Origin of the sequence: Paenibacillus sp. (assembly GCF_035645195.1) — a bacterium.
Classification (GTDB): domain Bacteria; phylum Bacillota; class Bacilli; order Paenibacillales; family YIM-B00363; genus Paenibacillus_AE.
On record NZ_DASQNA010000018.1, the window covers coordinates 275,718 to 288,975 of the forward strand.

Here is a 13,258-nt window from a genome sequence, read left to right on the forward strand (position 1 = left end):
CCACCCCGCGGGGCGTTTCGGTTACGTCAAGGCATCGGAAGGCGAAGATTACAGATGATGTCATATATATAAGGAAATCGAATATTATATTACCTAAGGTCAATTTTTTCAATCCCTATATATGAAAACGATATCAGAATTGACCACGAATTAATTTAATTATCAGATTTATTGATAACTGAAAGGTTTTGGTTTAATATGTTGAAAAAAGAGAGGAATGATTCTATGAAGCGTTACAAAAAGGCGGTCTTAGTACTTATGGTTTCGGCGTTCGGCGCGCTCGCGGCATGCTCCGGCGGCGGCGGCAGCGGCGGCAGCAGCGATCCGAGCTCGCTCAGCATCGCGACGGGCGGCGCATCGGGCACGTATTACCCGCTCGGCGGCGGCATGGCGCAAATTTTCACGGACAATGTCGTCAATACGACGGCGGAAGTGACGGGCGCCTCGGTCGAGAACATGCAGCTGATTAAAAACGGCGACGTCGACCTCGCATTCGTGCAAAGCGATATCGCGGATTACGCCTCCAAAGGCATTCTCATGTTCTCGGAAAGCGGCGCGGTCGAAAACTTGAACGCGGTCGCTTCGTTGTACAACGAGACGGTGCAGGTCGTCGTCGCGGCGGACAGCGATATTCAAAGCTTCGAAGATTTGAAAGGCAAACGCGTCTCCATCGGCGCGCCGGGCAGCGGCGTCGAAGCGAACGCGCTCCAGCTTCTCGAAATTCACGGCATGAGCGAAGCCGATCTCGGCCAAGTGCAGCGTCTGTCGTTCGGCGACTCGACGAGCTACATCCAAGACGGCACCCTCGACGCCGCGTTCGTCACGGCCGGCACCCCGACGTCCGCCGTCACCGAGCTCGCGGCAACGAAGGGCGTACGCGTGCTGAACATCGCGGACGACAAGATCGCGGCGTTGATCGAGAAGTATCCGTATTACGCGGAGCAGACGATCGAAGGCGGCACGTACACGGGCTTCGAGGAAACGGTGAAAACCGTAGCGGTGAAAGCGCAGCTCGTCGTTCGTTCGGAGTTGAGCGAAGATCTCGTATACAACCTGACGAAATCGCTGTTCGAGAACCTGGACGCGATGGCGGCCGTCCACGCGAAGGGCGGCGAAATCAAGGCGGAGGGCGCGCTGGAAGGCGTCAGCCTGACGGTTCACCCGGGCGCCGCGAAATATTTCAAAGAAGCGGGAATTCAGTAACTCGGCTATAATAAATGTATCGCGGAGAGAGGGGGCGCGGCCTCCTCTCTTTTTCGGGAAGCGGGGATCTTCGATGCTCGATTCTATGCGGCAACGCCGCTTCCGCTTGGCGGCGCTCCTTTTGACGGGGGCGTCCCTTGCATGTCTGCTGCTTTTTTGGCCGTTCACGCTGTCTTTAACGGTAACCGAGGAGGAGACGAACGAGCTCGCGCTCGCCGTGTCCGTCCGCCCTGGCGACACGTTCGGCATCCGCTTCATCCATTCGGTGCATCGAACGCCGGTGGAGGAGACGTACCGCATCGATGCGAATTCGGTCATGGTACTGGAGCGGGTCGTGTACGAGACGTACGGCGTCGGCAATCCGTCCGGCGCGGAGCCGGGGCAGCGGTTCCGCATCGAAGACGGCAAGCTGATCGTCGAATCGTTCGGCCGTACGTTCGATGTTATCCGACTGCGCATCGGACAGAAGGTCGCTAATCACGAGTTAATCGCGGACGGGGTATCGGTTCCGCTGGCGAATGTGAGCGAACCGGGAAGCCGCGTGCGCATTGAAATCAAAAAATTGTCCGTTTGGCGTTTGCTTCACGCGACGGAGAGGAGGTAACTATGACGAGTACGAATCAAACGGCGGCGCCGGCGGATCCGAACGAGCTGCTTTCCGCGTACGATCCGGAGTCGAGATACCGCAAGCTTGGCGGAAAGCTGGGCTGGCTGGTCGGCGCTTGGCTGGTTGCATTTTCGTTGTATCAGGTCGTGTTTTCGATTCGGCCTGCGCCGCCGGCGCAAATGCACTTGGCGATTCATCTGGCGTTCGGTCTGGGAGCGATGTTTTTGCTGTACCCGGCGACGAGAAACAGCGCCAGGACGAAGGTCGCGCCTTACGATTTCGCTTTGGCTGGGATCGCCGTTGCGGCGGCCGGCTACTGGGTGTATAACTTTGACGCCTTGCTGCAGCGTATCGGCAATTATTCGCCCTTGGATTATTTCGTGGGCGCCGTCGTCATTATATTGATTTTAGAAGCGGCCCGGCGCGTCGTCGGCATCCCGATCGTCGTCATCGCGACGCTGTTTTTGCTGTATGCGATGTTCGGCGATTATCTCGGAGGATTTTTGCAGCACCGCGGATACAGCTGGGAGCGGGTCGTCAGTCAAATGTATTTCACGACGGAGGGGATCTTCGGAACGCCTCTGCAGGTGTCCGCCAAATACATTTTCTTATTTCTTTTGTTCGGGGCGTTCTTGGAGAGAACCGGCGTCGGGGCGTATTTTAACGAGCTGTCGCTGGCGATCGCCGGCCGGCGCGTCGGGGGTCCCGCGAAGGTAGCGGTATTCTCTAGCGCCCTGCAGGGGACGATCTCGGGCAGCTCCGTGGCCAATGTCGTCACTTCGGGTTCGTTCACGATTCCGATGATGAAGCGGATGGGGTACAAGAAGGAGTTCGCCGGCGCCGTAGAGGCGGCTTCGTCGACGGGCGGGCAAATCATGCCGCCGATCATGGGCGCCGCGGCGTTCCTGATGGCGGAATTTACCGGCGTCGACTACTGGAGCATCGCGCTGGCGGCCGCGATCCCTGCCGTGCTGTATTTCACCGGCATTTGGATCATGGTGCATTTCGAAGCGCGGCGGCTCGGCCTGCGCGGATTGAACGAGGAGGAGATGCCGGATCGGTGGGATGTGCTGAAGCGATCGTATTTGCTCGCGCCGATATTGGTCGTCATTCTATCGCTTATGTTCGGCGCGTCGCCGATCCGCGCGGCGCTGTACGGCATCGCTGCGTGCATCGCCGTCAGCTTCTTCCGCGCGGACACCCGCATGTCGATCGCGGATTTCGTGCTGACGCTGCGCAACGGGGCGCGGTCCGCGCTCGGCGTCGTCGCGGCGACCGCGGCGGCCGGCATGATCGTAGGCACCGTCCTGCTGACGGGTCTGGGCCTTAAGTTCGCCAACGGGCTTATCGATTTGTCCGGCGGCGTGCTGCTGATGACGCTGCTTCTGACGATGTTCTCCTCGATTTTGCTCGGGATGGGCACGCCGACGACGGCGAACTACATCATTACGGCGACGATCGCCGCGCCGGCGCTGATTCAGCTCGACGTGCCGATTTTGGCGGCGCATATGTTCACGTTCTATTTCGGGATCGTCGCCGACATTACGCCTCCGGTGGCGCTGGCCGCGTTCGCGGCGGCGGGCATATCGGGCGGCGGGGCGATGCGGACGGGCGTGCAGTCGAGCAAGCTGGCGATCGCGGCCTTCCTGATCCCGTACGTGTTCGTGTTGTCGCCGGCGCTGCTGTTGATCGACGCGGCATGGTACGAGACGCTGTTCGTGGCGCTGACGGCGACCGCCGGCATGTTCGGGGTCAGCGCAGCCCTCATCGGCTTCTGGCTGCGGCCGCTTAAGGTCTGGGAGCGCGTATGGTCCGCCGCGGCGGGACTGCTTTTGATCGTCCCGGGCTGGCTCACCGATTCGATCGGCCTCGGTTCGCTGGCTCTTCTCGTCGCGCTGCAATGGGTGGATACGCGACGCGCGAAACAGCAAGCGAACGCATAAAAATAAGCCGGGCGTCCCGAAGGTGCGGGGTGCCCGGCTTCTTTTATTCCGCCGGCGGCGTGAACGTCCGCTTGGCGAATTCGGCGTCCATCATGATGAACGCGTTCGAATCTTTTTCGATCAATTTCAGCTTATGTACGATATTGTCGAACAGCGCTTCTTCCTCCACCTGTTCGTCGATGAACCATTTCAGGAAGTGCATCGTCGCGTGCTCGCGTTCGTTCAGCGCGATATCGGAGAGGCCGTAAATGCGCCGCGTCACTTCTTTTTCATGCGCGTAGCCTTTCTCGAAGGCGTCCCGGATCGAGTCGAATTCGACGACAGGATCTTTCATGCCGGTCACGATCGCCCGTTTGCCCAGCGTATTGATAAAACGATAAATTTTCATGGCGTGGAACTTCTCTTCTTCCGCCTGCACCTCGAAGAAATTCGCGAATCCGTCGAAGCCCTCCGCGGCGCAATACGACGCCATGGACAAATACGTTTGGGAAGAATAAAACTCGTAGTTCATTTGTTCGTTCAACGCTTGTAATAAGTTATCGCTTAACATCAGGTCTCGCCTCCCCTAGTTTTCGTTTCATTGTACACGAAGAATCATCTCCACTGCAAAAGGTCGCTATGCGTCCGGCGCGAGAGCGGGAGGCGATTTTTTTCCAATGCGGCGGGGTACGTTATAGGGAAAAAGAGGGAGGCTCGAACCGCGTGAAGGGGATGGATTGGATCTGGATGGCGGTGCTGATGACGCTGACGGGATTCGTGCTTCTACGCCTCGTCGGCCGAAAGTCGATTTCGCAGATGACGATCCCGACGACGGTCATCATGATTTCGATCGGGTCGATCATCATACAGCCCTTCATCGAGAAAAACATTTGGAAAACGATCGGCAGCGCATTCATTATCGTGTTGCTGCTCATACTCGTGGAGAAGCTGCAGCTCAAATTTCCATGGGTGGAAAAATTGTTCGGCGGTCAGGCGCTGCTCGTCGTCGAGAACGGCAAATTGCTACCCCGCAATCTGAAAAAAATGCGCATGACCGTCGATCAGCTCGAAATGCGGCTGAGGCAGATGGGCCACGGCGGTTTCGAGGAGATCGAGACGGCGACGGTCGAATCGAACGGCCAAGTCGCGGTGCTGCCGAAACCGGAATATCGGCCGCTCACGCCGAAGTCGCTGCGCGAAGCGTTGGACGCTTATTTTGCGGCGAAACCGGCCGAATCCGGCGAACGCGAGCTTCCGCCGCTGTTCCGGGAAACGGCGGAATCGGGCCATCCGGAAAAGGACATTCCGCGTTCGCTGGAATAGCCGATTTGCGCGCGGGCGGCAAATTAGCTTACTCTGAATAAGAAAGCAAGCGCGACGGAGGGGAAGAACATGCAGCGTTCGAGATGGTTGTGGAGGACGATCGCCTTGTGCGGCGTCGCGTTCACGGCGCTGTTCGTCTTCGGCTTCGCGTACGCGGTGAAGACGGTCATGCTGCCCGAAGGGGCGGCGCCGCCCGCCGCCCGCGCGCCGGAGACGCCGATGGCCGGCGCGGACGGGGCATTGAAGATCGCGGCGCTCGGAGACTCGCTGACGTACGGCTTCGGCGATTCGACGGGACAAGGCTACGTCGGGAGAGTAAGATCGCTCCTCGAGGAGCACGCCGACGTCCCGGTGCACGTCGCCGGCAATTTCGCGCAGAACGGCTACACGACGGACCGCATTCTCGAAGACGTGAAGGAGCGGGAAGGGATCGCGGCGGCGCTTGCGATCGCCGACGTCGTCGTGCTGACCGCGGGCGGCAACGACTTGTTTTCCGTAGGTGACGAGATCGACGCGTCATCGTTCGTCTCCGGTATTCCCGAAACGCAGGAAGAGCTGCGCGAGCTGCTGGCGGCCGTTCGCGGCGCCGCGCCGGAGGCGCACGTGTACTACATTGGCTTGTACAATCCGTTCATCGCGTACGACGAGTTCGCTGGAACGACGGAAGCGGTCCAGGCGTGGAACATGGCCGCGTTCGAGACGATCGAATCGTTCGAGGCGATGACGTTCGTGCCGACGTTCGATCTGTTCGAGAACGGAACGGAGCGCAAGCTCGCTTCGGATCGATATCATCCGAACGACGAAGGCTACGCGAGAATCGCCGAGCGGTTGGCGGCGCTGATCGAATAGGGGGAAGCGGAATGGCGTGGAACGAAACGCGAGAGCCCGTGTTATCGGTCCGCGGGCTGACGAAGCGAATTAAGGGGAAAGAGATCGTCCGCGATCTCAATTTCGACGTATTCGCGGGGGAAGTGTTCGGCTTTCTCGGGCCGAACGGCTCCGGCAAAACGACGACGATTCGGATGCTCGTCGATCTGATCCGCCCGAGCGAGGGGCGGGTGCTGTGCGGCGGCAAGGACGTGCGAAGGGAGCACTTCGAGGCGCTGTCGATGATCGGCTGCATCGTGGAAAATCCGGAAATGTATCCGTACATGACCGGGTGGCAAAACTTGGAGCATTTCGCCGCGATGCTGCCGGGCGTCGGCGAGCCGCGCATTCGCGAGGTGGCGGCGTTCGTCGGCCTCGAGGCGCGCATTCACGACAAGGTGAAAACGTACAGTCTCGGCATGCGTCAGCGGCTGGGCATCGCCCAAGCGCTGCTCGGCCGGCCGAAGCTGCTCATTCTGGACGAGCCGACGAACGGACTCGACCCGCAGGGGATTAAGGAGCTGAGAGAGTTCATTCGAGGGCTCGCGAGGGAAGGCGTCGGCGTGTTCGTCTCGAGCCACTTGCTGAGCGAAATCGAGCTCATGTGCGACCGCGTCGCGATTTTGTCCAAAGGGCGGCTGCTCGCCGTCGATCGCGTCGACGCGCTGCTCTCGCGCTTTGCGCCCCGCGTCATCTGGAGGACGGGCTCCGCGGATGAAGCGCACGCCGTCCTGGCGGCCGCGGGCGAGGCCGAGCGCACCGGACCGGAGACGGTCGCGGTGCGCATGGCGGAGGAGGCGGTCCCGGAATGGAATCGCAGGCTGGTGAACGCCGGCGTCGAAGTGCGCGGCATCGAGGTGCTGAAGCCGGCGCTGGAAGATCTGTTCCTGGCCATAACGGAGGGGGAGGGCGCGTGATCGGCTTCTTGCCGCTGGTTCGCAACGAAACGCTGAAGGTATGGCGGAAAAAACGGTTCTGGGTCATCGTCGCGCTGCTCGTCGTTCTCATACCCATTTTTACATACGCGCAATGGAAAGCGGCGGAAAGCTTTCGCAAGCAAAGCGGCACCGACGACTGGCGCATTCGGGCGGAGCAGCAAATTCACGACTTCAACAATCGGATCGTGAGCCCGAGAGTGCCCGAGGAGTGGAAACGGACGCTGCGGGTCGAGGTGCAGCGGCTCGAGTACCATCTCGAGCACGGCATCGACCCGAGCGCGCCGAGCGGCGTGACGTTCGCCCGCGAATTCGCGGAGAACGCAGTCGGGCTGTTTCTGCCGCTTATGGTGATGGTGATCGGCGCCGATCTCGTCTCGTCGGAGCAGGCGCAGGGCACGATTAAGCTGCTGCTGACGCGCCCGGTGCGGCGCTGGAAGGTGCTCGCCAGCAAATACGCCGCGCTGACGCTGTACGTGACGCTGACGGTGGTCGCGGCCGCCGCGCTCGCGTATGCGATCTCCGGCGCCGCGTTCGGCTACTCCGGCTGGCGCGTCCCCGTGCTGGTCGGCTTCCAAGTGTCCGCCGCCGGCGTCGACACGACGCATGTGCACGCGGTCGAGCAGTGGCAATATTTGCTCATGACGCTCGGCCTCGTCTGGTTTTCGTGCATGACGGTCGCGGCGCTGAGCCTGATGATTTCCGTCCTAGTGCGCAGCACGGCGGCGGGAATGGGCATCCTGCTTGCGCTATTGATCGCGGGTTCGATCCTCGCGAACATGGCGTCGAGCTGGGAACACGCGAAATATTTTTTCATGGTCAATTTGAACACGGTCTCCTATTTGGCAGGTCAAATGCCGCCGATTCCGGGCATGACGCTGCCGTTTTCGCTGGCGGTTTTGTCGGCGACGGCGCTCGTTTCGGTCGCGGTTTCATTCGCGGTGTTTACGAATAGGGACGTTATGAACTAAAATAAGGCAGAATTGTTTTGCTCTTGAGATCGTGAGGGGGAACACCATGGCCGAACAAATCGATTTGTTCTCTAGCGCGCCCGCGACGCCTGATGGGTCGGCAGGCTACGACGCCGACGACATTCAGGTGCTCGAGGGTTTGACGGCGGTGCGCAAGCGTCCCGGCATGTATATCGGCAGCACGACGACGTCCGGCCTGCACCATCTGGTGTGGGAGATCGTCGACAACGCGGTGGACGAGCATTTGGCGAAATACGCGAACCGCATCGCGGTCACGATTCATAAAAACAACGCCGTTACGGTGGAGGATAACGGGCGCGGCATCCCGACCGGCATGCACAAAACCGGCGTGCCGACGCCGCAGGTCGTCTTTACCGTGCTCCATGCAGGCGGCAAGTTCGGCGGCGGCGGATACAAAAAGTCGGGCGGTCTCCACGGCGTCGGCGCTTCGGTGACGAACGCGCTGTCGGAGTGGCTCGAGGTAGAAATCCACCGCGACGGGAAAATTCATAAGCAGCGTTTCGAATATTGGGTCGACGACGCGGGCAAAGAGCATGTCGGCGAGCCGGTGACCGGTCTCGAAGTCGTCGGCACGACGAAGCGGACCGGCACGAAGGTGACGTTCAAGCCCGATTCGCGCGTCTTCCACGGCAACGTAACGATCAACTACGATACGCTGTCCGAGCGGCTGCAGGAACTCGCGTTCCTCAATTCGGGGCTCAAAATCGTCCTGAAAGACGAGCGCTCCGGCAACGAGGCGACGTTCGAATACGCCGGCGGCGCCAGCGAATTCGTGCGGTACTTGAACGAGGACAAGACGGTGCTGCACGACTGCATCCATTTCTTCGGAGAGAGGGACGACATCGAGGTCGAGGTAGCCTTCCAATACAACGACGGCTACACCGAAACGATCGCGTCGTTCGTCAACTCGATTCCGACGCGGGGCGGCGGCACGCACGAGACGGGCTTCAAGACGGCGTACACGCGGATCATGAACGAATACGCGCGCAAGACGACGCTGCTCAAGGAGAAAGATAAAAACCTTGAAGGCGCGGATTTGCGCGAAGGGATGATGTGCGTCATCAACGTCAAGATGGGCGAGGTCGAATTCGTCGGGCAGACGAAGGACCAGCTCGGCAGCGCGTCCGCGCGCGGCGCCGTCGACGCGATCGTGTCCGACAAACTCGCGGTGTTCCTCGAGGAAAATCCGCAGGTGGCCCAAATGCTCGTCAAGAAGGCGGTGCAGGCGGCCAAAGCGCGCGAGGCGGCCCGCAAGGCGCGCGAGGAAGTGCGCAGCGGCAAGAAGGGCAAGGGCGAGGGCAGCAACCTTGGCGGCAAGTTGACGCCGGCGCAGTCGAAGGACCGGATGCGCAACGAGCTGTTCATCGTCGAAGGCGATTCGGCCGGAGGTTCCGCGAAGCAGGGGCGCGACTCGCGCCACCAAGCGATCCTGCCGCTGCGGGGCAAACCGATGAACCCGGAAAAGGCGAAGCTCGGCGACATCATGAAGAACGAAGAATATCGGATGATCATCGCGGCGATCGGCGCCGGGGTCGGCCCGGAATTCGAGCCGGAAGAATCGAACTACGGCAAAATCATTATTATGACAGACGCCGATACGGACGGCGCGCACATTCAGGTGCTGCTGCTCACGTTCTTCTACCGGTACATGAAACCGCTGATCGACGCGGGCATGGTGTATATCGCTCGCCCGCCGTTGTACAAAGTGACCCGCAAGGGCGGCCGCGGCGAGACGAAAATGAAATACGTCTATACCGACGAAGAGCTTGCGGCGGTGTCGCGCGAGATGGGCGGCAAAAACATCGAGCTGCAGCGATACAAGGGTCTGGGCGAAATGAACCCGGATCAGCTGTGGGAAACGACGATGGACCCGGAATCGCGCGTGCTGTACAAAGTGTTGATCGAGGACGCCGCCAAGGCGGAGCGCCGCGTATCGACGCTGATGGGCGACAAGGTCGACCCCCGCAAGCGCTGGATCATCGAAAACGTGGATTTTACGGAATTCGAAGAATAGATCAGTTTAGGACAGGGTGATGGGTTTGAGTACATTGGAACAATTTATGCCGGTTGTACTGGAAGAAGTAGTCGGCGATCGGTTCGGGCGCTACTCGAAATACATCATTCAGGACCGCGCGATCCCCGACGTTCGCGACGGCCTGAAGCCCGTGCAGCGGCGTATTTTGTACGCGATGTACGAAGCCGGCAACACGCCGGACAAGCCGTACCGCAAGTCCGCGAAGACGGTCGGCGACGTCATGGGCAATTACCATCCGCACGGCGACAGCTCCATCTACGAGGGCATGGTGCGGATGGCGCAGCCGTGGAAGATGGCCCACCCGCTCGTCGACGGCCACGGCAACTGGGGCTCGATGGACGACGATCCGGCCGCGGCGATGCGGTACACCGAGGCGCGCCTGTCGAAAATCGCCATGGAGCTGCTTCGCGACATCGAGAAGCGAACCGTCCTGTTCCGCGACAACTTCGACAACACGGCGAAGGAGCCGGCGGTGCTGCCGTCGCGCTATCCGAACTTGCTCGTCAACGGCGTCAGCGGCATTTCCTCGGGCTTCGCGACCGAAATTCCGACGCATAACCTGCGCGAGGTGATCGACGCCTGCATCCGGGTCATCGACGATCCGTTCGCGACCGTCGAAGATTTGATGGGCATCGTCCGCGGTCCGGACTTCCCGACCGGCGGCATCGTTATGGGCACCGACGGCATACGCGAGGCGTACAACACGGGGCGCGGCCGCGTGTACATCCGGGCCCGTACGGCGATCGAAGACGTCCGAGGCGGCCGCCAGCAGATCGTCATCACGGAAATTCCGTACGGCGTCGTCAAATCGAAGCTCGTCACGGCGATGGAGACGATTCGCCTCGAGAAGAAGGTCGAAGGCATCGCCGAGGTGCGGGACGAGAGCGGGCGGAACGGTCTGCGCATCGTCGTCGAGCTGAAGAAGGACGCGGACGCGCAGGGTATCCTTGCGTACTTGCTGAAGAAGACCGACCTGCAGATCAACTACAACTTCAACATGGTCGCGATCGTCAACAAAACGCCGAAGCAGCTTGGACTCAAGGAGATGCTTGTCGCGTACGTCGAGCACCAGAAAGACGTCGTCACGCGGCGTTCCCGCCACGATTTGGAGAAGGCGGAGGACCGCGCGCATGTACTCGAAGGTCTCGCCAAGGCGCTCGACATTTTGGACGAGGTCGTCGCCACGATTCGCCGGTCGAAAAACCGACAGGACGCGCAAAACAATTTGATGGCGGAATACGGCTTTACCGAGCGGCAGGCCGACGCAATTTTGACGCTCCAGTTGTACCGCCTGACGAATCTCGAGATAACGTCGATCGAGAAAGAGCTTGACGAGGTGCGCAAGCTGATCGCGCACCTGCGCGGCATTCTCGGCAGCGAGCTGAAGCTGCTCGGCGTCATCAAGAAGGAGCTCCTTGAAATCCGCGAGCAGTTCGGCATCGACCGGCGCTCCGAAATTCAAGACGAGGTGGAGGAGCTTAAAGTCGCGCTCGAGGTCATGGTCGCGCCGGAGGACGTGCTCGTGACGCTGTCCAGCGAGGGCTACATCAAGCGGACGAGCAAGCTGTCGTTCACGCGTTCGGGCGGCGAGATCGAAAAGACGGGACTCAAGGAAGGCGATTACGTCCGGGATTTGCTGGAAGTCAATACGATCGAGAGCCTGCTGCTGTTCACGGACAAAGGCCAATACTTCATGCTCCCGGTGCACGCCGTGCCCGAACATAAGTGGAAGGACAACGGCACCGCGCTCGTGAACGTCGTGCCGATCGCGAAGGAGGACCGGGTCGTTTCGGTCATCCCTGTGAAAGATATCCAGGAAATCGGGCGCACCCTCGTCTTCGTTACGAAACGGGGACAGGTGAAGCGCACCGAGTTGAAGGAATACGCGACGAACCGGACGCAGGCGATCGCCGCCGTCAAGCTCGGCGAAGGCGACGAAGTCGTCGCGGTCTGGCTCGACACGCCGGCATCGACGGATATTTTGGTCGTCACGAAGCTTGGGCAGAGCATCCGGTTCTCGGGCCAAGAAGTCAACTCCATGGGCCGCGTCGCCGCAGGCGTCCGAGCGATCGCGCTCCGGGAAGGCGACGAAGTCGTGTCCGCGGCGCCGGTGCTCGGCGACGAGGGCGAAGTGCTGACGATGACCGACATTGGCTACGCCAAGCGCTCGCTGCTCGCCGACTACAATGTGCAGGGGCGCGGGGGCAAAGGCATCGCGACGTTCGAATTCAAGGAAGGCAAGCGCGTCAAACCGAACGGCAGCATGTTGATTGCCGCCGTCTACGTACGCGAAGAAGCCGCGCTCATGGCGGTGACGCGAAGCGGGAAAACGACCGCTTTCTCGTCGGAGCGGGTGCCGATCTCAGACCTTCGCTCGCATGGCGCATCGGTCGTGCCGGTGGAGAAAGGCGACGAAGTCATCGCGCTGGTCGCTCTGCCGAAAATCGAAGGCTAAACCTAATAAAGCAATTGAAGAACTCCCGGGTTTCTAACGAAACGCGGGAGTTTTTTTGTGACCGGGGGAACAAGCGAAGTTTTTTACTTGCGCGAACAGCCTTCAATGCCCGTATCTAATACGTGCTTTCACTTGTGACTCCGGAAGTATTCGAATGCTGTCCAGACCTGCCCAATGAGAACGGCGTTTCGTTAAGTTGGCGCGAAGCTATCTGTCCGATGCCTTTGGCTAGTGCTTATCCAGCAACCTTCTGCTGTCCAAACCTGTCCAATGCGAACGGCATGTCGTCAAACCCACAGGGATCCATCTGCTGCAAGCAATTGCTCAAACACGGGAGCATCTCCTCTGTCCATAATCGTCCATTACACTGTTTGTCTTTAAGCACACGTGGCGCTAATTGCCGCTAGCAACGTTCAAACTCGTCGAGTATCCCCGCTGTCCAAAATCGTCCGATACGAACTGTGTGTCTTCAACCACGTGGGGCTGCCTGCCGTTAGCGACGTTCAAACTCGTCGAGTATCCCCGCTGTCCAAAATCGTCCGATACGAACTGTGTGTCTTCAACCACGTGGGGCTGCCTGCCGCTAGCAACGTTCAAACTCGTCAAGTATCCCCGCTGTCAAAAATCGTCCGATACGAACTGTGTGTCTTCAAGTACACGTGGGGCAGCCTGTCGCTAGCAACGTTCAAACTCGTCAAGTATCCCCGCTGTCCAAAGTTGTCCAATGAGAACGGCGTGTCTTCAAGTAATCGTGAAACCATCTGCTTCGGTAGAGTGTTTCAGTTTGAACAGCAGTAGAGTTTCGGGGAGAAAGTGGATTGCTCTCATCAGTTCGGGGAGAGACTGATTTCTTCTGTCGGCGGGGGATGTTGCGTGTTGTCCGAATCTTAAGATGTGCGTTCCTGATGTCCAAAAATGT

10 protein-coding genes are annotated in these 13,258 nt (G+C 59.8%); 9 read left to right on the plus strand and 1 reads right to left on the minus strand.

Annotated elements, in window-relative coordinates; genetic code table 11:
* The first annotated feature begins 225 nt into the window (after positions 1-225).
* From VE009_RS10460 to VE009_RS10470, 3 genes are all read left to right on the plus strand, one after another.
* On the plus strand, positions 226-1,203 hold the full coding sequence (locus VE009_RS10460) for a TAXI family TRAP transporter solute-binding subunit (protein ID WP_325007334.1): 978 nt from the start codon (positions 226-228) through the stop codon (positions 1,201-1,203).
* 73 nt (positions 1,204-1,276) lie between these two features.
* Positions 1,277-1,807: a DUF1850 domain-containing protein gene (locus tag VE009_RS10465; RefSeq protein ID WP_325007335.1), complete on the plus strand. Its 531-nt coding sequence runs from the start codon at positions 1,277-1,279 to the stop codon at positions 1,805-1,807.
* 2 nt (positions 1,808-1,809) lie between these two features.
* The gene (locus tag VE009_RS10470) at positions 1,810-3,753 is read left to right on the plus strand and encodes a TRAP transporter permease (RefSeq protein ID WP_325007336.1); all 1,944 of its coding nucleotides are present in this window, start codon (positions 1,810-1,812) and stop codon (positions 3,751-3,753) included.
* A gap of 43 nt (positions 3,754-3,796) precedes the next feature.
* Here VE009_RS10470 and VE009_RS10475 read toward each other — a convergent pair whose 3' ends face one another.
* Positions 3,797-4,303 (minus strand): ferritin, encoded by a 507-nt coding sequence (locus VE009_RS10475; protein ID WP_325007337.1) that lies wholly within the window; start codon positions 4,301-4,303, stop codon positions 3,797-3,799.
* Between the two features lie 161 nt (positions 4,304-4,464).
* On the opposite strand from VE009_RS10475, the gene VE009_RS10480 reads away from it, so the two are divergent.
* The 6 genes from VE009_RS10480 to gyrA all read left to right on the plus strand — a co-directional run bounded on the left by VE009_RS10480 (position 4,465) and on the right by gyrA (position 12,339).
* The gene (locus VE009_RS10480; RefSeq protein ID WP_325007434.1) at positions 4,465-5,055 is read left to right on the plus strand and encodes a DUF421 domain-containing protein; all 591 of its coding nucleotides are present in this window, start codon (positions 4,465-4,467) and stop codon (positions 5,053-5,055) included.
* Between the two features lie 69 nt (positions 5,056-5,124).
* The gene (locus tag VE009_RS10485) at positions 5,125-5,904 is read left to right on the plus strand and encodes a GDSL-type esterase/lipase family protein (protein WP_325007338.1); all 780 of its coding nucleotides are present in this window, start codon (positions 5,125-5,127) and stop codon (positions 5,902-5,904) included.
* An 11-nt stretch (positions 5,905-5,915) separates the two neighbouring features.
* Positions 5,916-6,839 carry an ABC transporter ATP-binding protein gene (locus VE009_RS10490; protein WP_325007339.1) on the plus strand — a complete coding sequence of 308 codons (924 nt, stop codon included), beginning with the start codon at positions 5,916-5,918 and terminating at the stop codon, positions 6,837-6,839.
* Positions 6,836-7,828 (plus strand): ABC transporter permease, encoded by a 993-nt coding sequence (locus VE009_RS10495; protein WP_325007340.1) that lies wholly within the window; start codon positions 6,836-6,838, stop codon positions 7,826-7,828. The genes VE009_RS10490 and VE009_RS10495 overlap by 4 nt, the downstream gene beginning before the upstream one ends.
* A gap of 46 nt (positions 7,829-7,874) precedes the next feature.
* Positions 7,875-9,863 carry a DNA topoisomerase IV subunit B gene (parE, locus tag VE009_RS10500; RefSeq protein ID WP_325007341.1) on the plus strand — a complete coding sequence of 663 codons (1,989 nt, stop codon included), beginning with the start codon at positions 7,875-7,877 and terminating at the stop codon, positions 9,861-9,863.
* A 25-nt stretch (positions 9,864-9,888) separates the two neighbouring features.
* Positions 9,889-12,339: a DNA gyrase subunit A gene (gene gyrA / locus VE009_RS10505; protein ID WP_325007342.1), complete on the plus strand. Its 2,451-nt coding sequence runs from the start codon at positions 9,889-9,891 to the stop codon at positions 12,337-12,339.
* The last annotated feature ends 919 nt before the right edge of the window (positions 12,340-13,258 follow it).

Excerpts from the sequence above, each read along its gene's own strand:
- VE009_RS10490 (WP_325007339.1), top strand. The coding sequence starts at position 5,916 with ATGGCGTGGAACGAAACGCGAGAGCCCGTGTTATCGGTCCGCGGGCTG.
- VE009_RS10460 (WP_325007334.1), top strand. The coding sequence starts at position 226 with ATGAAGCGTTACAAAAAGGCGGTCTTAGTACTTATGGTTTCGGCGTTC.
- VE009_RS10480 (WP_325007434.1), top strand. The coding sequence starts at position 4,465 with ATGGATTGGATCTGGATGGCGGTGCTGATGACGCTGACGGGATTCGTG.
- VE009_RS10470 (WP_325007336.1), top strand. The coding sequence starts at position 1,810 with ATGACGAGTACGAATCAAACGGCGGCGCCGGCGGATCCGAACGAGCTG.
- parE (WP_325007341.1), top strand. The coding sequence starts at position 7,875 with ATGGCCGAACAAATCGATTTGTTCTCTAGCGCGCCCGCGACGCCTGAT.
- VE009_RS10485 (WP_325007338.1), top strand. The coding sequence starts at position 5,125 with ATGCAGCGTTCGAGATGGTTGTGGAGGACGATCGCCTTGTGCGGCGTC.
- VE009_RS10465 (WP_325007335.1), top strand. The coding sequence starts at position 1,277 with ATGCTCGATTCTATGCGGCAACGCCGCTTCCGCTTGGCGGCGCTCCTT.
- VE009_RS10475 (WP_325007337.1), bottom strand. The coding sequence starts at position 4,303 with ATGTTAAGCGATAACTTATTACAAGCGTTGAACGAACAAATGAACTAC.